Source organism: Pseudomonas sp. Z3-8, from assembly GCF_051131975.1.
Lineage (GTDB): Bacteria > Pseudomonadota > Gammaproteobacteria > Pseudomonadales > Pseudomonadaceae > Aquipseudomonas.
On record NZ_CP071643.1, the window covers coordinates 5,742,899 to 5,764,496 of the forward strand.

The 21,598-nt window shown below is 60.8% G+C and carries 20 protein-coding genes; 16 read left to right on the forward strand and 4 right to left on the reverse strand.

Going from position 1 to position 21,598, the window contains the following annotated elements:
• Positions 1–13: 13 nt before the first annotated feature.
• Entirely contained in the window at positions 14–904 is an 891-nt protein-coding gene (locus J3P94_RS26120) for a LysR family transcriptional regulator (RefSeq protein ID WP_434570364.1), read from the reverse strand.
• A 119-nt stretch (positions 905–1,023) separates the two neighbouring features.
• On the opposite strand from J3P94_RS26120, the gene J3P94_RS26125 reads away from it, so the two are divergent.
• Positions 1,024–1,764, forward strand: coding sequence for an SDR family oxidoreductase (locus J3P94_RS26125; RefSeq protein ID WP_305497541.1), 741 nt, complete (start codon positions 1,024–1,026; stop codon positions 1,762–1,764).
• A gap of 123 nt (positions 1,765–1,887) precedes the next feature.
• Here J3P94_RS26125 and betT read toward each other — a convergent pair whose 3' ends face one another.
• On the reverse strand, positions 1,888–3,849 hold the full coding sequence (gene betT / locus J3P94_RS26130) for a choline transporter BetT (RefSeq protein WP_434574312.1): 1,962 nt from the start codon (positions 3,847–3,849) through the stop codon (positions 1,888–1,890).
• Positions 3,850–4,310: 461 nt separating this feature from the next.
• On the opposite strand from betT, the gene J3P94_RS26135 reads away from it, so the two are divergent.
• The 12 genes from J3P94_RS26135 (at position 4,311) to J3P94_RS26190 (ending at position 16,534) form a co-directional block, all read left to right on the forward strand.
• Complete coding sequence (locus J3P94_RS26135; RefSeq protein WP_434570367.1) at positions 4,311–5,312, forward strand: D-cysteine desulfhydrase; 1,002 nt, start codon at positions 4,311–4,313, stop codon at positions 5,310–5,312.
• A 235-nt stretch (positions 5,313–5,547) separates the two neighbouring features.
• Positions 5,548–6,348 (forward strand): cystine ABC transporter substrate-binding protein, encoded by an 801-nt coding sequence (tcyJ, locus tag J3P94_RS26140; protein ID WP_434570369.1) that lies wholly within the window; start codon positions 5,548–5,550, stop codon positions 6,346–6,348.
• The gene (gene tcyL / locus J3P94_RS26145) at positions 6,348–7,013 is read left to right on the forward strand and encodes a cystine ABC transporter permease (protein ID WP_434570371.1); all 666 of its coding nucleotides are present in this window, start codon (positions 6,348–6,350) and stop codon (positions 7,011–7,013) included. Before tcyJ ends, tcyL begins: the two co-directional genes overlap by 1 nt.
• A gap of 3 nt (positions 7,014–7,016) precedes the next feature.
• Positions 7,017–7,775, forward strand: coding sequence for an L-cystine ABC transporter ATP-binding protein TcyN (tcyN, locus tag J3P94_RS26150; RefSeq protein WP_305497545.1), 759 nt, complete (start codon positions 7,017–7,019; stop codon positions 7,773–7,775).
• Positions 7,776–8,248: 473 nt separating this feature from the next.
• On the forward strand, positions 8,249–8,998 hold the full coding sequence (locus J3P94_RS26155) for a hypothetical protein (protein WP_434570373.1): 750 nt from the start codon (positions 8,249–8,251) through the stop codon (positions 8,996–8,998).
• Positions 8,999–9,294: 296 nt separating this feature from the next.
• Positions 9,295–10,536, forward strand: coding sequence for an SfnB family sulfur acquisition oxidoreductase (locus J3P94_RS26160; protein WP_434570375.1), 1,242 nt, complete (start codon positions 9,295–9,297; stop codon positions 10,534–10,536).
• A gap of 23 nt (positions 10,537–10,559) precedes the next feature.
• Entirely contained in the window at positions 10,560–11,753 is a 1,194-nt protein-coding gene (locus J3P94_RS26165; RefSeq protein WP_434570377.1) for an SfnB family sulfur acquisition oxidoreductase, read from the forward strand.
• Complete coding sequence (locus J3P94_RS26170) at positions 11,753–13,111, forward strand: LLM class flavin-dependent oxidoreductase (protein ID WP_434570379.1); 1,359 nt, start codon at positions 11,753–11,755, stop codon at positions 13,109–13,111. Before J3P94_RS26165 ends, J3P94_RS26170 begins: the two co-directional genes overlap by 1 nt.
• 132 nt (positions 13,112–13,243) lie before the next feature.
• Positions 13,244–14,053: a MetQ/NlpA family ABC transporter substrate-binding protein gene (locus J3P94_RS26175; protein WP_434570381.1), complete on the forward strand. Its 810-nt coding sequence runs from the start codon at positions 13,244–13,246 to the stop codon at positions 14,051–14,053.
• A gap of 1 nt (position 14,054) precedes the next feature.
• A complete protein-coding gene (locus J3P94_RS26180; RefSeq protein ID WP_434570383.1) occupies positions 14,055–15,179 on the forward strand; it encodes a methionine ABC transporter ATP-binding protein in 1,125 nt (374 codons plus the stop codon).
• Positions 15,169–15,813 carry a methionine ABC transporter permease gene (locus tag J3P94_RS26185; protein WP_368556486.1) on the forward strand — a complete coding sequence of 215 codons (645 nt, stop codon included), beginning with the start codon at positions 15,169–15,171 and terminating at the stop codon, positions 15,811–15,813. Before J3P94_RS26180 ends, J3P94_RS26185 begins: the two co-directional genes overlap by 11 nt.
• Positions 15,814–15,907: 94 nt before the next feature.
• Positions 15,908–16,534: a class I SAM-dependent methyltransferase gene (locus J3P94_RS26190; RefSeq protein ID WP_434570385.1), complete on the forward strand. Its 627-nt coding sequence runs from the start codon at positions 15,908–15,910 to the stop codon at positions 16,532–16,534.
• Between the two features lie 180 nt (positions 16,535–16,714).
• On the opposite strand, the gene J3P94_RS26195 is transcribed toward J3P94_RS26190, so the two are convergent.
• Positions 16,715–17,281, reverse strand: coding sequence for a transporter substrate-binding domain-containing protein (locus tag J3P94_RS26195; RefSeq protein WP_305497554.1), 567 nt, complete (start codon positions 17,279–17,281; stop codon positions 16,715–16,717).
• A gap of 132 nt (positions 17,282–17,413) precedes the next feature.
• On the opposite strand from J3P94_RS26195, the gene J3P94_RS26200 reads away from it, so the two are divergent.
• The gene (locus J3P94_RS26200; protein WP_434570387.1) at positions 17,414–17,839 is read left to right on the forward strand and encodes a DUF4399 domain-containing protein; all 426 of its coding nucleotides are present in this window, start codon (positions 17,414–17,416) and stop codon (positions 17,837–17,839) included.
• 196 nt (positions 17,840–18,035) lie between these two features.
• On the opposite strand, the gene serA is transcribed toward J3P94_RS26200, so the two are convergent.
• Complete coding sequence (serA, locus tag J3P94_RS26205; RefSeq protein WP_039592617.1) at positions 18,036–19,265, reverse strand: phosphoglycerate dehydrogenase; 1,230 nt, start codon at positions 19,263–19,265, stop codon at positions 18,036–18,038.
• A 204-nt stretch (positions 19,266–19,469) separates the two neighbouring features.
• On the opposite strand from serA, the gene J3P94_RS26210 reads away from it, so the two are divergent.
• Together J3P94_RS26210 and J3P94_RS26215 are read left to right on the forward strand one after the other, a co-directional pair.
• Positions 19,470–20,864 (forward strand): FAD-binding oxidoreductase, encoded by a 1,395-nt coding sequence (locus tag J3P94_RS26210; RefSeq protein ID WP_434570389.1) that lies wholly within the window; start codon positions 19,470–19,472, stop codon positions 20,862–20,864.
• 43 nt (positions 20,865–20,907) lie between these two features.
• Entirely contained in the window at positions 20,908–21,573 is a 666-nt protein-coding gene (locus J3P94_RS26215) for a fumarylacetoacetate hydrolase family protein (RefSeq protein WP_305497557.1), read from the forward strand.
• Positions 21,574–21,598 lie beyond the last annotated feature (25 nt).

The window sequence follows — 21,598 nt, forward strand, 5'->3', positions numbered from 1 at the left end:
TACCACAATCCAGTCATCGCGCCTGCGCAAACACCTCCGCCACCCAATCCACAAACACCCGTACCCGCGGTGACATGTGTCGGTTGTGTGGATAAACCACCGACACCGGCATGGACGGCGGAGGTGTCGCGGCGAGCACTTCGCGGATCAGGCCTTGGCGGATCGGCTCCTCCATTCGGTAATACGGGCATTGGATCAGGCCCATGCCGGCGATCGCCGACGCCGCATAGATTTCTGCCCCGGACACCGACAACGTGCCCCCGATCGAAACCTCCTTGAGCTCGCCGTCGACCATGAGTTCGAATGGATAAAGCTTGGCGGTGGTGCGCGAGACGTAGTTCACCGCTTTGTGCTGCTTGAGATCCTCCAGGCTTTTCGGTTCACCGTATTGGCGCAGGTAAGCGGGGCTGGCACAGGTGATCTGGCGAAGATTGGCGACACGCCGGCCAATCAACGACGAATCCGCCAACGTACCGGAGCGCACGACGCAATCGACGCCCTCGGCGATCAGGTCGACGAAGCGGTCCGCTTCACTGATGAACAATTCGATATCCGGGTAACGGGCCATGAATTGCGGCAACGCGGGGATCACGAAATACCGCGCCTGGGTTCCATGCAGGTCCACCCTCAACTTGCCTTTGGGCGCCACGCCGCGAAACGCCAGCTCGGCTTCTTCGAGTTCCGCCAGCAATTGCACGCAACGCGGGTAGTAGGCCTCGCCATCGAGGGTCGGACGCACCCTGCGTGTGCTGCGCTCCAGCAGACGAACACCCAGCCAGGCTTCGAATTGATTGAGCGTGTGGGTCAGCGTGGCCCGGGGCATGTTCAGGTCTTCGGCAGCCAGGGTGAAGCTGCTGCGCTCGTAGATACGGACAAACACCTTCATCGCCTTGACCTGGTCCATCTGAAGCCCTGATTGTTGAGAAATGTTGAACAGTCAAGGCAACTCTCCTGCATTTATCGCTGCACGTAAACATGTGAATCTGGCTTCAACCCATCACAAATCTCAAGGAGATCCTTGCCATGACTGCTCAAAACGCCAAAGTCGCCATCGTCACCGGTGCCTCCCGTGGGATCGGCGCGCAGATAGCCAGGCAATTGGCGAGCGACGGGTTTGCCGTCGCCATCAACTTCGCCAGCAGCGCCACCGAGGCCTCGCAGTTGGCGGTGCAGTTGCGTCAGGCCGGGCACCCGGCCATAGCGGTGAAGGCCGACGTGTCGGTTGCCGCCGACGTCAGCCGGATGTTCGATGAAGTCGAAGCGCAACTGGGCAGGGTCGATGTGTTGATCAACAACGCCGGCATCCTCCAGGTCATGCCGTTGGCGCAGCACAGCGACGAGCTATTCGACCGCACGTTCGCCATCAACACCCGTGGCACCTTCAACACCTTGCGCGAGGCCGCGACCCGGCTGAACGATGGCGGCCGCATCGTGAATTTTTCCAGCAGTACCGTGGGCATGAACCTGCCGGGCTACTCGGTGTACATCGCCAGCAAGGCCGCGGTGGAATCCCTGACCCAAGTATTTGCCAAGGAGCTGCGCGGTCGCCAGATCACCGTCAACGCCGTGGCCCCGGGGCCGGTCGCCACCGAGCTGTTCATGCAGGGCAAAAGCGAAGAGCAGGTCCAGCACTATGCCAAGATGCCGCCCCTGGAACGCCTCGGCCAGCCGGAAGACATCGCCAGCATCGTGTCATTCCTGGTAAGCCCGGCCGCTGGTTGGGTGAACGGCCAGATTCTGCGGGCTAACGGAGGGCTGGTCTGAGGCTTGGCTTTGCGCAGCCACTGAAACCGCCATCGCGAGCAAGCTCGCTCCCACAAAGGTTATCCCATTACCCTGTGGGAGCGAGCTTGCTCGCGATGGCGTCGGTGCGATGCCAATTTTTTTTCAGCGCACCAGATGCAGAAACTGCATGTGCCGCTCGTACTGGTCGAGGATGTCATTGATGACCTGCTCCTTGGAATATCCCACCAGGTCGTAGTCCTGGCTGCCCTCGCTCAGGTGTACTTCGGCGCGGTAGTAGCGACGATTGTTGATCTGTTTGGAGCCCATGCCACCCCGGGCGAAGGACGGCGTGAAGTAACCCCGCATCTGCACCTGGTAGATGAACGGATGCTGTTCGCCGTGGCCGATTTCCAGGCTGACGCTGTCGTTGGCCGGGTCTGGCTGGGTCATCACTGTCAGGCCCTTTTCGGCGAATACCGCCTTCACCTCCTCGATGGCCGGGCGCACCGTGGTATCGAGGAAGCGATACACCTCGTCGCGGGAAGGAAAATGCACCGCCTGGCTCAAGCGCTGACGCCAACCGCCAGTGCCTCGCCGGGAGCCCGACACCGGCGCGAGGGAATGCAACTGCGCGATCTGCTTCTGCGACTCCAGGTAGAACGCCTTGTGCAGGCCCCACATCATCAGCAGCAGAATCAGCGAGAACGGCAAGGACGTCAGCACCACAGCCGACTTCAAGGCATCGATGCTGCCGGAGAACAGCAAGGCACTGGTCACCAGGGCAGTCATCGCGCCCCAGAACACCCGCAGCCATTTCGGCCCGTCCTCATCGGGGCTGCCGCCCTTGGCCGACAATGTCGACAGCACCACGGTGCCGGAGTCAGCGGACGTGACAAAAAACACGAAGCTGATGAACACCGTGACCGCAATTACCGTCTTGCTCCACGGGTAGGTTTCCAGCAGCAGGTAAAGGCTCATCGACGGGTTGTCCAGGGCCGACATGCCCAGGGCACTCATGCCATGGTTCAGGACCTGATCGATGGCGCTGTTACCGAAAATCGACATCCACGCCAGGGTGAAACCCAAGGGGATCAGCAGCACGCCGAACACGAATTCACGAATCGTCCGGCCACGGGATATCCGTGCGATAAACAGCCCCACGAACGGTGACCACGCGATCCACCATGCCCAATAGAACACTGTCCAACCGCCCAGCCAGTCGCTGGGCTCGTTGTAGGCATACAGGTCGAAACTCTTCATCGGCAGGGCGCCGAGGTAATCGCCGAGATTCTGGATAAGCGTATTGAGCAGATGCTGGGTCGGTCCGGCGAACAGCACAAACAGCAACAGCGCGCACGCCAGCAGCATGTTGATATCGGACATGACGCGCACGCCCTTGTCGACGCCAGCCACGGCGACAATGATTGCCGCGCCCATCATCAGCACGATCAGCCCGACCTGGATCCACTGGGTGTGAGCAATGCCGAAGAGGTAATCCAGACCGGAATTGAGGTGCAGCACGCCAAAGCCCATATCCGCGCCAAGGCCGAACACGGTCGCGATGATGCCGAAACCGTCCACCGCATAACCGATCGGCCCGTTGATGCGCTTGCCGATCAGCGGGTACAACGCCGACCGCAAGGCCAGCGGCAGGTTATGCCGGTAGGCGAAGTACGCCAGGGCCATCCCAACAAAAGCGAACACACCCCAGCCGTGCAAACCCCAGTGCAGGAACAGGATCTGCATCGCCTGGCGCGCCGCATCGGCGGTGCCGGCTTCGCCCTGGGGCGGCTGGACCAGATGGGTCAGGGGCTCGGAAACGCAGAAGAAAAACAAGGTGATGCTGATCCCGGCGGCAAACAACATGCCGGCCCAGGACAGGTAGCTGAACTCGGGCTCGTCGTGGTCGGCACCGAGCTTGATCTTGCCGTAGCCGGACAAGGCGGTGACCACCACGAAGACCAGATACAGGGTCATCGCCAGCATGTAATACCAGCCGACCGTATTGGCCGCCCAGTTCTGCGCGGCCAGCAACCAGGCGCCGGCCTGCTCCGGCACGGCAATGACGACCAGGCCGAACAGCAGGATGAAGGTCGCGGCGAAATAAAACACCGGCGGATTCATGCGGACCAGGCCGCTGGATGGGAGGGACGAAGTACTCATCGATGGAGCACCTCGCAAAGCGAAATCATGACGTGCGCAAACGGACTCGGCAAAGGCAAGCCTCCTGTTGTGAGCGGGCAGCAAACCAATGGTTTAACTTGAATGAACGTTCAAGTTAAACATGAATAGGCTGCCAAGGACTAATCGCAGGGCTCAATGGCACGTTTCCTACACTAGCCCATGGGTGGGTATGACGTTGCCTGAAGTGATTTCGTTCAAACGTAGCCAACCCCTGTGGGAGCGAGCTTGCTCGCGATGACATGCTGACAATCGACATCTTCATTGGCTGGTCCGCCGCTTTCGCGAGCAGGCTCGCTCCCCCAGCGGTTTATCGTTATCCGTGCCCTCACGCCCACATGCCGGTTGCCCGTGAATACTCAGCTGCCTATAGTCCGGATATCGCCTACAGCCAGTACGGACTCATGATCAAAGAACAGTTGTCTCGCTTCCATCGTCTCGACCTGCTCAGCCATCCGACGCCTCTGGAAAAACTCGACCGTCTCTCCGCCTGGCTCGGCCGCGACATCTACGTCAAGCGCGACGACCTGACGCCTCTGGCACTGGGCGGCAATAAGTTGCGCAAGCTTGAATACCTTGCCGCCGACGCCCTGGCCCAAGGCGCCGACACGCTCGTCACTGCCGGCGCGATCCAGTCCAACCATGTCCGTCAGACCGCTGCCCTGGCCGCGAAGCTGGGCCTGGGTTGTGTGGCGTTGCTGGAAAACCCCATCGGTACCGAGGAAAGCAATTACCTGGGCAACGGTAATCGGCTGTTGCTGGAGCTGTTCGACGCCAAGGTCGAACTTGTTGAAAACCTGGACAACGCCGACGAACAGTTGCAGGCCCTTGCCGGCCGCCTGCGTAGCAACGGGAAAAAACCTTACCTGGTGCCGATTGGCGGGTCGAATGCCCTGGGTGCCTTGGGCTATGTGCGCGCGGGCCTGGAGTTGGCCGAACAGATCAAGGACACCGGGCTTGAATTCGCCTCCGTGGTGCTGGCCTCGGGCAGTGCCGGCACGCATGGCGGCCTGGCGCTGGCACTGAGCGAAACCCTGCCGGACCTTCCCGTGATTGGCGTGACGGTTTCACGCAGCGAGGAAGACCAGTTTCCGAAAGTCCAGGGGCTTGCCGAACGTACGGCGCAGTTGCTGGAAATGGCCCTGCCGCCGGCCTTCAAGGTGAACCTCTGGGACGAGTACTTCGCCCCCCGCTACGGCGAGCCCAACGCCGGTACGCTGGCGGCGGTCAAGTTGCTGGCGAGCCAGGAAGGCCTGCTGCTCGATCCGGTCTATACCGGCAAGGCCATGGCCGGACTGCTCGACGGCATCGGTCGCGACCGCTTTGAAAACGGCCCGATCATCTTCCTGCATACCGGCGGTGCACCGGCGCTGTTTGCCTATGACTCGGTGTTCCAGGCTCGGTAAATGTCGCTGTGGAGCGAGCAGGCTCGCTCCCACAAGATGTGGATTACATATTGGAATATGGTCGTGATTTAATATTATTTTCCAATCTATACGACCCAACCTATAGTCGCGCCGCAGGCGTATTTGCCACGAGACGCAAAGCCTGCTTTTAGGGCAGGATGTGGCAATTCTTTCGGATCGCGGCTACGCCTTTCTCTTCCAGATAAACGTCATCATAAAAATACAGGGGCTTGTCATGAATTTTTCCGCATTACGTCGCAACCTGCTGGTGGGTTCGCTGGGCCTGGCATTGAGCGCCGGGCTGATGGGGCAAGCGGTTGCCGGTGAGCAGCTGCAAAAAATCAAGGACGCTGGTGAGATCAAGATCGGCCTGGAAGGCACTTATCCACCGTTCAGTTTTGTTGATGACAGCGGCAAACTGACTGGCTTCGAAGTGGAATTTTCCGAAGCCCTGGCCAAGGAGTTGGGGGTCAAGGTCAAGCTGCAGACGACCCCATGGGCCGGTATCCTCGCCGCCCTGGAATCCAAGCGTCTTGACGCCGTGGTGAACCAGGTGACCATCTCCGAAGAGCGCAAGAAAAAGTACGACTTCTCCGAGCCGTACACTGTTTCCGGGATCCAGGCGCTGGTACTGACCAAAAAAGCCGACGAACTGAACATCAAGAAGGCCGCTGACCTGGACGGCAAAAAAGTCGGCGTGGGCCTGGGCACCAACTATGAGCAGTGGGTCAAGGCAGAAGTGCCGGGCGCCCAGGTCAAGACCTACGACGATGATCCAACCAAGTTCCAGGACCTGCGTGTCGGCCGCATCGATACCATTCTGATTGACCGCCTGGCCGCGCTGGAATACGCCAAGAAAGCCAAGGACACCACCGTCACCAGCGAAGCCTTTTCTCGCCAGGAGTCTGGCATTGCCCTGCGCAAAGGCGAGCCCGAGCTGCTGGCAGCCGTGAACAAGGCCATTGAAAAACTGCGCGCCGACGGCACGCTGAAAAAGCTCTCGGAAAAATACTTCAGCGCTGACGTCACTCAATAATGGAAGCAGCTCTTCAACTCGCGCTGGACTCCGCGCCCTTTTTGCTCAAGGGCGCGTATTACACGGTCATACTCAGCCTGGGCGGCATGTTCTTCGGCTTGCTGCTCGGGTTTGGCCTGGCGCTGATGCGTTTGTCGCGCTTCAAACCGGTGAACTGGATTGCCCGCATCTACGTGTCGTTCTTTCGCGGCACGCCGTTGCTGGTGCAGTTGTTCGTGATCTATTACGGCTTGCCGCAACTGGGCATCGAGCTGGACCCACTGCCGGCGGCACTGATCGGTTTTTCGCTGAACATGGCGGCCTACGCCTGCGAAATCCTGCGGGCCGCGATCAGCTCCATCGAACGCGGTCAGTGGGAAGCGGCGGCCAGTATCGGCATGACCCGCGCGCAGATCCTGCGTCGGGCCATCCTGCCGCAAGCCGCACGCACAGCCCTGCCACCGTTGGGCAACAGCTTCATATCCCTGGTCAAGGACACTGCATTGGCGGCGACCATCCAGGTACCGGAGCTGTTCCGCCAGGCGCAGCTGATCACCGCCAGAACCTTCGAAATCTTCACCATGTACCTTGCCGCCGCGCTGATCTATTGGGTTCTTGCCACCGTGCTTTCGCACTTGCAGAACGTCTTGGAAGCCCGGGTCAATCGGCATGACCAGGAGTCCTGACCGATGATTGTCGTGGAAAAACTGACAAAGCAGTTCAAGGGTCAGGTAGTGCTCAACGGCATCGACCTGAAGATCGAAGAAGGCGAAGTGGTAGCGATCATCGGCCCCAGCGGCTCGGGCAAGACCACCTTCCTGCGCTGCCTGAACTTTCTCGAAGAACCCAGCAGTGGCCGGATCAAGGTCGGCGACATCGAGATCGATGGCAGCCGCCCGCTGAACCAGCAACAGGGCCTGGTCAGGCGTTTGCGTCAGCAGGTAGGGTTCGTATTCCAGAATTTCAACCTGTTTCCCCATCGCACCGCATTGGAAAATGTCACCGAAGGTCCCCAGGTGGTGAAAAAAATTCCCCGTGCCGAAGCCGAAGCCCTGGGGCGCAAGCTCCTGGCCAAGGTCGGGCTGGCCGGCAAGGAAGACGCCTACCCACGGCGCCTGTCCGGCGGCCAGCAGCAGCGCGTGGCAATTGCCCGGGCGCTGGCGATGGAGCCGGCGGTGATCCTGTTCGACGAGCCGACCTCGGCCCTCGACCCCGAACTGGTGGGCGAGGTACTGGCGACCATTCGCGGCCTGGCCGAAGAAAAGCGCACCATGGTGATCGTCACCCACGAAATGGGCTTCGCCCGGGACGTGGCCAATCGCGTGGTGTTTTTCGATAAAGGTGTGATCGTCGAGCAAGGGGAAGCCAAGGCTTTGTTCGCGGCCCCTAAAGAAGAGCGTACTCGACAATTCCTCAGTAAGTTCCTCTCCGCACACGCCGCGCAATAAGTTATCCGGCACACTTCCATGGAAGGAAGTGGATAACTCGGATGTCATACTCTTGACCGCTACAAAACAACTTACAGCCCCGCCCTAAGTTGAGAAACTTGTCCGCGCGACATGCGTATACCTGGCGTAACACTTATGTCGGCCGCCTCGCCCGTTGTCTCGCGCCTTCAGCTACCGCAAGCAATACGACAGACGCCGGGACAAGGAAAGTGGCGTCTGACAGCAAGTATTACTAACTGAATCGCGTAGGAAACTTCTGAAGAGTTGGCCAATCAAGCATTAATCCCGCCCTTCTATTGACACTGTAACTGCCCAACCCTTATCTAGAAGCCAACAGGCGACGCGCATTATTTTAATTCCCCAGCCCTGCACTGAAAGTTCATGATTTTATTGCAACGCAATAAACAATGCCGCGTTTATCCGTGCCTTTGACCTTTATGAAACAGCTCGATATGGACACCAAGGAGAACACCATGACATGTACGTCACCGATCCTCGAACTGGCCGCGCCCGCGCTGGCCAATGCCCTGCATACCGGTATCAACGTCACCAGCGCCGCTCGGCTGGAAGTGCTCATCACACCTTATTCCGGCATGGATGCGGGCGATCTGATCGAACTGTTCTGGGATAACTGCTACGTCGGCTCCCGCCAGGTAGCCGAGGCGGATACCCATGGCGGCATCACGCTGCGGATACCGGAAAGCTTCGTCGTCAACGGGACGTCATGCATCCATTATCGCGTCATGCGGGTTGGGCGTGGGCCGGCGCTGTCGGCTCCGCAACAGGTGCAAGTCAAACTCGATTGCCCCGGAGGTCGGCCCTCGACCTTGATCGGCGATGAAAACCAGAGCCTGGCACCGGTGCGTATCCCCCAGGCCATCCGTCGCCAGGGCGTCAATCCGAATCAGATCAAGCGTGGCGTACCGCTGACCATCGAGCCCTACCTGAACATGGCCGCCGACGATGCGATCACCGTGCGCTGGGGCGATGTACGCATGGACTTGCCCCGGATCAAACCTTGCGAGGTGGGCCAGCCGATCCATGTCTGGGTGCCACCGGAAATAATCACCGAAGCCGGCGAAGACCTGCGCCTGGAAGTGACCTATTGCATCCTTGATCGTGTAGGCAACACCTCCCATTGGGCACCGCCGCGGACATTGAAGATCGGTTGCGCGAATGCGAATCTGAAGAGCCCCGCCAAAAGCGTTGTTGATGGTCGTTGAAATGCCTTGGCAAAAATAATCGGTTTTTGTGGCAGGGATCTGCTCCCTCACCACAAGAGCCGTTTCGCCCATGCGGGCTCCTTGAATTTAAATCCAGCCTATCGATATTCCTAAAAGATAGTTCAAAAACATTTTATACGCGTTTAGGGTATATCGACCGGACCACCGGACATTCTTGATTTTCGCCACCGCATTCATCGCGGTGTTTTCTTGAGATGTGAGGTGGGTATGGTACGGAACACAAACGCCCCAGTGCAGGGCGCCAAGGCACTGCACGCAGCCACGGAGTGGCTGTAATGTCCGATCTGGCGCAAGCAAAGGTCCATAGCGACCTGGATGTGGCTCCATTGTTATTGCCGGCACAGGTGCTGCGCACCGATGCCGAGGCAATCAAGGCCGCGCATGAACTCGCACAGGTTGCTCGCCAGCAGGCCGCGCGCCGCGATCAACAGCGCAAGCTGCCCTGGGCGGAAATCGAGCAATTCACCCGCAGCGGGCTTGGCAGCATTGCCGTTCCTCGTGAATACGGCGGGCCGCAAGTCTCTTCAGTTACCATCGCCGAAGTGTTCGCGATCATTTCCGCAGCCGATCCGGCCCTCGGGCAGATCCCGCAGAACCAGTTCGGCGTGCTCCAGCTGATTCTCGCCACGGGCACCGAACGGCAAAAGAAAACTCTCCTCCAGAGCGTGCTCGAAGGCTGGCGCATCGGCAATGCCGGGCCGGAGCGCGGCACCCGCAACACCCTGGACCTCAAGGCGCGGATCACCGCCGATGGCGATGGCTTCGTCATCAATGGACAGAAGTTCTACTCCACCGGCGCCCTGTTCGCCCATTGGGTTGCCGTGAAGGCATTGAACGACGAAGGTCGCCAGGTGCTGGCGTTCGTCCGGCGCGGCACCCCGGGCCTGCGCATCGTCGACGACTGGTCGGGCTTCGGCCAGCGCACCACGGCCAGCGGCACCGTGCTGCTGAACAATGTGCGGGTCGACGCCGAACTGGTCCTGGACAACTGGCGCATCAACGAAGCGCCAAACGTGCAAGGCGCCTTCTCGCAGCTGATCCAGGCGGCGATTGACCTGGGAATCGCCCGCGGCGCCATCGACGACGCGATCGCCTTCGTTCGCGAACGCGCCCGGCCCTGGATCGATGCCAAGGTCGAGCGGGCCAGCGACGATCTGTACGTAATCGCCGACGTCGGCAAGCTGAAAATCGAACTGCATGCCGCCGAGGCTCTGTTGCGCAAGGCGGGGCACGTACTGGACCAGGTCAACGCCGCGCCGATCACTGCACAGTCCGCCGCCCGCGCTTCGATAGCCGTCGCCGAAGCCAAGGTGCTGACCACCGAAATCGCCCTGCAAGCCAGCGAAAAACTCTTCGAGCTGGCCGGCAGCCGCGCCACCCTTGCCGAGTTCAACCTCGACCGCCACTGGCGCAACGCGCGGGTCCACACCCTGCACGACCCGGTGCGCTGGAAATACCACGCAATCGGCGATTACCACCTGAACGGGACCTTGCCCGCCCGACATTCCTGGATCTGACGACCCGACCACTGGAGCAGCACATGACGCTTTCCCAACACGTCGCGGTGATCACCAGCGATGAACAAGCCCTGATTGTCGCCAGCGACCTGGCCGATGACTTCAAGCGCGACAGCGCCCTGCGCGATCGCGAACGGCGCCTGCCGCACCCGGAGCTGGAAGCCTTCACCCGCTCCGGCCTGTGGGGCATCAGCGTGCCCAAGGCCTACGGCGGCGCCGGCGTTTCCAACGTCACGCTGGCGAAGGTCGTGGCGCTGATCGCCCAGGCCGATGGATCGCTCGGGCAAATCCCCCAGAACCATTACTACGCCCTGGAAGTGCTGCGGGTAAACGGTAGCGAAGCCCAGAAGCAACGGTTGTACGGCGAAGTACTGGCCGGTCAGCGGTTCGGCAATGCCCTGGCGGAGCTGGGGACCAAGACTGCTCACGAGCGCACCACCCAACTGCTTCGCGATGGCGACGGGTACCGCATCAACGGCCGCAAGTTTTACGCCACCGGGGCGATCTATGCCCAGCGCATCCCTACTTCGGTGGTGGACGAGAACGGCGTGCAGCAGTTGGCGTTCGTTCCGCGCAACAGCCAGGGCCTGACGGTTATCGACGACTGGAGCGGTTTCGGCCAGCGCACCACGGGCAGCGGCTCGGTGGTGTTCGAAGCGGTGCATGTCGCTGCCGAAGACATCGTGCCGTTCCAGAGCGCCTTCGAGCGCCCTACTCCGGTGGGCCCGTTGGCGCAGATTCTCCATGCCGCCATCGACACCGGCATTGCCCGCGCCGCCTATGAAGATGCGTTGCATTTTGTCCGCAGCAAAACCCGACCGTGGATCGACGCCACCAGCGATGTCGCCACCCAGGATCCGCATACGCTCAAGAGCTTCGGCCATTTGAACATTCGCCTGCACGCCGCCGAAGCCTTGCTGGAACGCGCAGGCGAATTCCTCGACCGCGCCCAGGCCGACAGCAACGCCGAAACGGTGGCGGCGGCCTCGATTGCCGTGGCCGAAGCCCGGGCCATCAGCACCGAAATCTCCCTGGCCGCCGGCAGCACGCTGTTCGAACTGGCCGGCAGCCAGGCGACCCTGGCCGAACATGGCCTGGATCGTCACTGGCGCAACGCCCGGGTGCATACGCTGCATGACCCGGTGCGCTGGAAATATCACGCGGTCGGCAATTTCTACCTCAACGACGAAAAACCACCATTACGAGGGACCATCTGATGGCCCTCGACAAGAAAAAAATCCTCCTCAACGCGTTCAACATGAACTGCATCGGCCATATCAACCACGGCTTGTGGACGCATCCGCAGGACATCTCGACCCAGTACAACACGCTCGAATACTGGACCGGGCTGGCCCAGCTGCTGGAGCGCGGTCTGTTCGACGGGTTGTTCATTGCCGATATCGTCGGGGTCTATGACGTTTACCAGCAATCGGTGGAGGTCACGCTGAAAGAGTCGATCCAGCTGCCGGTCAACGACCCATTGCTGCTGGTCTCGGCAATGGCTGCCGTCACCCGCAACCTCGGCTTCGGCCTCACCGCCAACCTCACCTATGAACCGCCGTACCTGTTCGCCCGACGCATGAGCACGCTGGATCACCTGAGCCGCGGCCGGGTTGGCTGGAACATTGTCACCGGCTACCTGGACAGCGCCGCGAAAGCCATGGGCCTTGGCGCGCAGGTCGAGCACGACCGCCGTTATGACCAGGCCGACGAGTACCTGGAGGTGCTCTACAAACTCTGGGAGGGCAGCTGGGAAGACGATGCGGTGCTCAACGATCGCCAGCAACGGATCTACGCCCAGCCAGAAAAAGTGCACAAGGTCAGGCACCAGGGCGAGTTTTATCAGGTCGAGGGTTATCACCTCTGCGAGCCATCGCCCCAACGCACACCGGTGCTGTTCCAGGCTGGCAGCTCCGAGCGCGGGCTGCTGTTCGCCGGGCGCCATGCCGAGTGCGTGTTCATCAGCGGCCAGAACAAGCCGGCGACCAGGGCCCAGGTGGACAAGGTCCGCGCCAGCGCCGTCGCGGCCGGGCGCAATGCCGAGGACATCAAGGTGTTCATGGGCTTGAACGTGATTGTCGGCGAGACCGAAGCAGCGGCCTGGGCCAAGCATGCCGAGTACCTGGGGTATGCCAGCGCCGAGGCCGGCGTGGCGCATTTCTCCGCGTCGACGGGCATCGATTTTTCCGAGTACGAACTGGACGAACCGATCCAGTACGTGAAGAGCAACGCCATCCAGTCCGCGACCAAGACCTTGCAGAACAACGACTGGACCCGACGCAAGCTTCTGGAGCAACACGCCTTGGGCGGTCGCTACATCACCGTTGTCGGCTCGCCCGAACAGGTCGCCGACGAGCTGGAATCGTGGATCGCCGAGACCGGCCTCGACGGCTTCAACCTGACCCGCATCGTCACGCCACAAAGCTACGTGGATTTCATCGACCTGGTGATTCCCGAGCTGCAGCGCCGCGGGTCGTACAAGACCGAATACGACGGGGGGACGTTGCGGGAAAAGCTGTTTCACGCGCAAGCGCGACTACCCGGCCAACACACTGGCTCGAACTACCGGCGATGACCGTGGCGAGGGAGCTTGCTCCCGCTGGTGGGCGAAGCCCGCCCAAAAAAGCTCGGGCTACTTCGTAGCCCAGCGGGAGCAAGCTCCCTCGCCACGAAAGCACATGACTCATTAATGACTGGAACAACCGACATGACCAAGCAACTCCTGACCCTGCCAGTCAAAGCACTGGCCCTGGCCCTCGGCCTGTTCAGCTCGGCGCTGTTCGCCGCCGACGCCCCGTTGAAAATCGGCACCACCGCCGCCTTCGCCATTCCTCTGGAGGCCGCTGTCGAAGAGGCCGGCAAACAAGGCCTGAAGGTTGAGCTGGTGGAATTCAGTGACTGGATCGCGCCTAACGTCAGCCTCGCTTCGGGTGACATTGACGTGAATTATTTCCAGCACATTCCCTTCCTGGAAAACGCCAAGGCAGCCGCTGGGTTCGACCTGGTGCCGTTCGCGCCGGGCATCATCAACAACGTCGGCCTCTACTCGAAAAAATACAAAAGCTTCGACGAGCTGCCCGAAGGCGCGAGCGTCGCCATAGCCAACGACCCGATCAACAGCGGTCGCGGCTTGCAACTGCTGGCCAAGGCCGGGCTGATCCAGCTCAAGCCGGGCGTCGGCTACAAGGCCACCGAAGACGACATTGTCGCCAACCCGAAGAAGATCAAGATCCTGCAGGTCGAAGCCGTGCAACTGGTGCGCGCCTATGAAGACGCTGATCTGGTGCAGGGCTACCCGGCCTATATCCGCCTGGCGAACACATTCGACGCGACGTCCGCGTTGCTGTTCGACGGCCTCGATCACAAGGAATACGTCATCCAGTTCGTCATCCAGCCCAAGAGCAAAACCGACCCGCGGCTGATCAAGTTCGTCGATATCTATCAGCACTCCCCGGCCGTGCGCGCAGCCTTGGACAAGGCCCATGGCAAGCTCTATCAAGCCGGCTGGGAAAGCTGATATGAATGCCGTCAACGCTTTGCTTGAACAGCAAACGCCCACGCGCCGAAGCGCCGAAAGCACCGAGCTGCACCCACAGCTCAACCGGGCCCACGTGCGTTTTGTCGGACTGGGCAAAACCTACCTGGGCGCCCAAGGACCGGTGAACGCGCTGCACGGCATCGACCTGGCGATCCAGCGCGGCGAGGTGTTCGGCATCATTGGCCGCAGCGGCGCCGGCAAGTCATCGCTGATCCGTACCATCAACCGCCTCGAGCAACCCACCAGCGGTCGGGTGCTGATCGATCAGGTGGATATCGGCGAGTTCGATGAGGATCGCCTGGTCGAGCTGCGCCGGCGCATCGGCATGATCTTCCAGCATTTCAACCTGATGTCGGCCAAGACCGTCTGGCAGAACGTCGAGCTGCCGCTGAAAGTCGCCGGGGTGCCCAAGGAGCAACGCCAGCGCAAGGTCCGCGAGCTGCTCGAACTGGTGGGTCTGGATGGCAAGCACAAAGCCTATCCGGCACAACTCTCAGGCGGGCAGAAGCAGCGTGTCGGCATCGCCCGGGCGCTGGTCCACGATCCGCAGATCCTGTTGTGTGACGAGGCCACTTCGGCGCTGGATCCGGAGACCACTCAGTCGATCCTCCGCCTGCTGCGGGAGATCAACCAGCGGCTGGGCCTGACGATCGTGCTTATTACCCACGAGATGGCGGTGATCCGCGAAGTCTGCGACCGGGTAGTGGTGCTGGAACAAGGGCGGATCGTTGAGCAGGGGCCGGTCTGGGAAGTCTTCGGCAACCCGCAACATGAGGTCAGCCGGACGCTGCTGGCGCCGTTGCAGCACGCGCTGCCTGAAGAACTGCAGAACCGTTTGCAGCCGCAACCGGCCTCGACGGACGCCGCCACGGTGCTGCGCCTGCAATTCACCGGTACCGCCCGTGATGAACCGGACCTCGCAGCCCTGTTCGGCGCCCTCGGTGGCCGGGTGCGACTGTTGCACGGCGGCATCGAACGGATCCAGGGACATGGGCTGGGACAATTACTGCTGGCCGTGAGCGGCTCCTCACTGGGCGCCGAGGAGTTGCGTCAGCGGGCAGGTGCATGGGCGCAACGGGTGGAGGTACTGGGTTATGTGGCTTGATCGCTTATTGCAGGGCTTCATCGACACGTTCCTCATGGTCGGTGTGTCGTCATTGATCGCGTTGCTGGCGGGCATTCCGCTGGCGGTTATCCTGGTCACCAGCGGCAAGGGCGGCATTTACGAGGCACCGGCGCTGAACCGTGCCTTGGGCGCGTTCGTGAACCTGTTTCGCTCGATCCCGTTCCTGATCCTGATGGTGGCGCTGATTCCGTTCACTCGGCTGATTGTCGGCACGACCTACGGCGTGTGGGCTGCGGTGGTGCCGCTGACCATCGCCGCGACGCCGTTTTTTGCCCGCATCGCCGAAGTCAGCCTGCGGGAAGTCGACCACGGCCTGATCGAAGCGGCCCAGGCCATGGGTTGCCGGCGCTGGCATATCGTCTGGCACGTATTGCTGCCGGAGGCGCTGCCAGGCATCGTCGGCGGTTTTACCATCACTTTGGTGACCATGATCAATTCTTCGGCCATGGCCGGGGCGATCGGCGCCGGTGGCCTGGGTGACATCGCCTACCGTTACGGCTACCAGCGGTTCGACAGCCAGATCATGCTCACGGTTATCGTGCTGCTGGTGGCGCTGGTCGCGGTGATTCAGTTGGGGGGCGATCGTCTGGCGCGCGGCCTGAACAAACGCTGAAGCGCGACTCATTGTGGGAGCGAGCCAGCTCGCGATTGGCGGCCGGCGGGCTTGCGGTATAGTCGTCAGACACTCCCCAGCAAAGCCCGCGATCATGAAACACACTGCCGAAGACCTGCACGTCATCACCGCCACGACCCTGGGTCATTACAACGCCGTGGCCGAGAATTTTCGCGAAGGCACCCGCGATCATGATGTCAGCCAGAACATCGATGCGTTGCTGCGCCACATCCAGGGCCAGGCGCCGTTTCATATCCTCGACTTCGGCTGCGGTCCGGGACGGGATTTGCGTACGTTTACCGGCATGGGCCATGTCGCGGTCGGCCTCGACGGTTCCGAAGAGTTCGCCCGGATGGCCCGCCAGGACAGCGGGTGCGAGGTGTGGCAACAGGACTTCCTGAAACTCGACCTGCCGGATGGACGCTTTGATGGAATTTTTGCCAACGCGGTGCTGTTTCATATTCCAGTCCAGGAACTGCCCCGCGTGCTCAGGCAGCTGCACGCCACGCTAAAGGCTGGAGGGGTTCTGTTCAGCTCCAATCCACGAGGCGAAAACCAGGAAGGCTGGAACGGTCAGCGCTTCGGCGCCTACCACGACCTCGACGCCTGGCGCAGGCTGCTGGGCGCCGCAGGTTTTGTGGAGCTGGAGCATTATTACCGGCCGGCGGGGCTGCCACGGGAACAGCAGCCTTGGTTGGCCAGTGTGTGGCGTAAGCCTTGAAGACAGATCAATCGACCGTATGGATGCTGCCCCCCGTGGCGAGGGAGCTTGCTCCCGCTCGGCGGCGCAGCCGTCGCAAGGCGGCTGATGCGGTCTGTCCGGGAAATCACCTGATCCGGACTAGGACTGCTTCGCAGCCCAGCGGGAGCAAGCTCCCTCGCCACGGGTGATTCCATTTTTTCACTCCGGCTGTTTCAACCACTTCTGCGACAACTGCTCCAGCCGCCCATCCTCCTTGATCCGCGCCAGGGCATTGTCCAGGCTGGCCTTGAAGGCCGGGTTGTCCTTCTGGAACGGAATCACCAGGCTGGGCGGCGGGCCTTTTTTGTCCTGCGCCTGGAACGACTGCGCCATGACCAGCGGACGTTGCGACTCGTCCTTGCTTGCCAGCAACTGCGCATCCGGTTGGCTGTAAGGGGTACTGGTATCGAAACGATCCGCCAGTTCCGGGGTCAGTGCTATGTGATTGATGGCGACGTCGTATTTGCCGGTTTCCACACCGGCCAGCAAATCCTCGGCATCGGTGACAACGAAATCGGCCCGTACATCGAGTTCGTTCGCGAGCATTTCGCCCAGCTCCACTTCGAAGCCAGTGAGTTTGCCGTCTTCCTTGAAGTTGAAGGGCGCCGTGTTGGCCTCAAGAGCGATGCGCAACTCGCCCCGGTCGTTGATATCGTCGATCAATTCGGCATGGGCCAAAGGGCTCAAAAGGGGTAGCAGGCAGATCAGGCCAGGCAGGAAACGCATGGTCACTCCTAGAATTTATACAAGCGACGCTCGTCTCAGGCTCGCTTTGCTATGGTTGTTGCAGGCTTCGACAACGATTGTTCATGAAGTTGTCATGACTCAGCGGATTTCATCGAAAAACTGGAGAAAAAAATGAAAAGCTTTATGTCTCGTGCCGCGTTGGCTGGCCTGTTGTTGGGCACCTCGATGCTGGCAACAGCGGCGACCCCGGCCCCCAAGGGCGCAGAAGTGTTCATCGTTTCCCCGGAAGATGGCGCCACCGTCAGCCAGGAATTCAAGGTCAAGTTCGGCGTCAAGGATATCGCCCTGGCTCCGGCGGGCGATGTGACCAAGAACACTGGCCATCACCATTTGCTGATCGATGTCGACGACGTGCCGAAGGAAGGCGCGCCGATTCCGACCGACGCCCACCACATGCACTTCGGCAAGGCACAAACCGAGGCCACCATCAAACTGGCCCCGGGCAAGCACACCTTGCAATTGATCCTGGGCGACAGCGGCCATATGCCGTTCGACCCGTCGATCGTGTCCGAGAAAATCACAGTGAATGTGAAGTAACACCGTATCGACTGACACAACGCAGCCCAATGTGGGAGCGAGCTTGCTCGCGATAGCGGTGGTTCAGTCGATAGATTTTTTTCTGACACTCCGCGATCGCGAGCAGGCTCGCTCCCACAGGGTTTCCAGGTTGTGCCAGATAAAAAAACGGGAGCCCCCTGCGGGGCTCCCGTTTTTTATTGCAAGTCCAGCCTGCTTAGAACAACACGCGGCAACGAATGGTGCCGTTGATGTGCTGCAGCTTCTCCTGCGCCAGGTCGGAGTATTCGGCATCGACGTCGATCACGACGTAGCCGACCTTCTCGTTGGTCTGCAGGAACTGGCCGGAAATGTTGATGCCGTTTTCCGCGAAGACCTTGTTGATCTCGCTCATCACACCCGGGATGTTCTCGTGGATGTGCAGCAGGCGGTGCTTGCCAGGGTGAGCGGGCAAGGCCACTTCCGGGAAGTTCACCGACGATACCGAAGTACCGTTGTCGCTGTACTTGACCAGTTTCTCCGCCACTTCCAGACCGATGTTGGCCTGGGCTTCAGCGGTGGAACCGCCGATGTGCGGGGTCAGGATCACGTTGTCCAGGCCACGCAGCGGGCTCTCGAAGATGTCGTCGTTGGAGCGCGGCTCCACCGGGAACACGTCGATGGCAGCGCCGATCAGGTGCTTGTCCTTGATCGCTTCGGCCAGGGCGTCGAGCTTGACCACGGTGCCACGCGCGGCGTTGATCAGGATCCCGCCTTTCTTGATGGCACGGATTTCCTTCTCGCCGATCATCCACTGGGTGGCCGGGGTTTCCGGTACGTGCAGAGTGACGATGTCGGACATGCCCAGCAATTCATGCAGGTCGTTGACCTGGGTGGCGTTGCCCAGTGGCAGCTTGGTCACGGTGTCATAGAAGAACACCTGCATGCCAAGGCCTTCGGCAAGTACCGACAACTGGGTGCCGATCGAGCCGTAGCCGACGATACCCAGCTTCTTGCCCCGGATTTCGAAGGAGTTGGCCGCGCTCTTGATCCAGCCGCCACGGTGGCAGGAAGCGTTTTTCTCGGGGATGCCGCGCAGCAGCAGGATCGCCTCGGCCAGCACCAGCTCGGCAACAGAACGGGTGTTGGAGTACGGCGCGTTGAACACCGCGATACCGCGCTCACGGGCCGCGTTGAGGTCAACCTGGTTGGTGCCGATGCAGAAGCAGCCGACCGCGACCAGTTTCTTGGCGTGGTCGAAGATCTCTTCGGTCAGTTGAGTACGGGAGCGAATACCGATGAAGTGAGCATCGGCGATCTTTTCCTTGAGCTGGGCTTCCGGCAGAGAACTGGTGATGTACTCGATGCTGGTGTAGCCCGCCGACTTGAGGACGTCGACAGCCGATTGGTGGACGCCTTCGAGAAGAAGGAACTTGATCTTGCTCTTATCGAGAGAAGTCTTGCTCATCTGCGTAAACCTGTGTCCCGGAGAAAAATGGCAGGGAATCGGGCAGCCTGGGCCGGCCCGACCGGCATGACAGCCGTCGCCGCAGAACAGCCGTTGGGCACTACGCTGCGGGGTCGGTATGCTAGCATATGCCCCCCGCAAACACCCATTCCTGCGACGTGAAGCGTTCTCAGGATGACCATGAATTGTTCGAGAGTTCTGTCGATGACCAATCCTGCCGTGATAGATGAGCTGAAGACCCTGGTTGAGCCTGGCAAGGTCCTGACCGATGCCGACTCCCTGAATGCTTACGGCAAGGATTGGACCAAGCATTTCGCTCCGGCGCCGGTGGCCATCGTCTTTCCCAAGACCATCGAACAGGTCCAGGCCATCGTGCGCTGGGCCAATGCACATAAGGTCGCGCTGGTCCCCTCGGGCGGACGTACCGGGCTGTCCGCCGCGGCCGTGGCGGCCAATGGCGAAGTCGTGGTGTCCTTCGACTACATGAACCAGATTCTCGACGTGAACCTGACCGACCGCACCGCCGTGTGCCAGCCGGGCGTGGTCACCGAACAACTGCAGAACAAGGCCGAGGAACATGGCCTGTACTACCCGGTGGATTTTGCTTCGGCCGGTTCCAGCCAGATTGGCGGCAATATCGGCACCAATGCCGGCGGGATCAAAGTCATTCGCTACGGCATGACGCGTAATTGGGTGGCGGGCATGAAAGTCGTCACCGGCAAGGGCGACGTGCTGGAGCTGAACAAAGACCTGATCAAGAACGCCACCGGCTACGATTTGCGCCAGCTGTTCATCGGCGCGGAGGGCACGCTTGGCTTCGTGGTCGAAGCCACCATGCGCCTGGATCGGGCGCCGAAAAACCTCACCGCGATGGTGCTCGGCACGCCGGATTTCGATTCGATCATGCCGGTGCTGCATGCCTTCCAGGGCAAACTGGACCTGACCGCATTCGAATTTTTCTCCGACAAGGCCCTGGCCAAGGTCCTCGGTCGCGGCGACGTGCCGGCGCCGTTCGAGACCGACTGCCCGTTCTACGCCCTGCTGGAATTCGAGGCCACCACTGAAGAAGTCGCCAACCACGCGCTGGAAACCTTTGAGCACTGTGTCGAACAAGGCTGGGTGCTCGACGGCGTGATGAGCCAGAGCGAAACCCAGTTGCAGAACCTGTGGAAATTGCGCGAGTACATCTCCGAAACTATCTCGCACTGGACGCCGTACAAGAACGACATCTCGGTAACCGTCTCGAAGGTTCCGGCATTCCTGCGGGAAATCGATGCAATCGTCGGCGAACACTACCCGGACTTCGAAATCGTCTGGTTCGGCCACATCGGTGACGGCAACCTGCACCTGAACATCCTCAAGCCGGAAAACCTGAGCAAGGATGAATTCTTCGCCAAGTGCGCGACGGTGAACAAATGGGTGTTCGAGACCGTCGAGAAGTACAACGGCTCGATTTCCGCCGAGCACGGCGTGGGCATGACCAAACGCGACTATCTGACCTACAGTCGCTCGCCGGTGGAGATCGAGTACATGAAAGCGGTAAAGGCAGTCTTTGACCCCAACGGCATCATGAACCCGGGCAAGATCTTCGCGGTTTGACCCTTATAAACACCTGATGAAAATCCAAAGGCAGGAGTCGGTTATGAGCTATCAGCACCAGTATGTCGACGGTACGCGTATTCATTTCCCGATCGGGAAAGTGGTGTGCATTGGCCGCAACTATGCCGAGCATGCAAAGGAACTGGATAATCCGGTGCCCACCGAGCCGTTGCTGTTCATCAAGCCAGGCAGCTGCGTGGTACCGCTGGAAGGCGGTTTCAGCATTCCCACCGACCGCGGGTCGGTGCATTACGAGGCGGAAATCGCCGTGCTGATCGGCAAGCCACTGTCCACCCGGCCCAGCGCTGAGGAAGTACTGGACGCCATCTCCGGCTTCGCTCCGGCCCTGGACCTGACCCTGCGGGACAAGCAGGCCGAGCTCAAGGGCAAGGGGCTGCCCTGGGAAGTCGCCAAGTCTTTCGACGGCGCGGCGGTGATCGCCCCGTTCGTCTCGAAGGACACCTTCGCCGACCTGACCGACATCCCCGTTCGCCTGGTCATCAATGGCGAAGTGCGCCAGGACGGCAACAGCAGCCTGATGCTCAACCCCATCGTGCCGATGATCCAGTACATGGCCGGCTGTTTCTCGCTGCAGGCCGGCGACGTGATCCTGACCGGCACGCCGGCCGGCGTCGGGCCGTTGAACGTCGGTGACGAGCTGGTGCTGGAACTGCCGGGCGCGAGCCGCTTCGAGAGCAGTGTTCGTTAACGGCTGCATCTGTCCATCCTGTGGG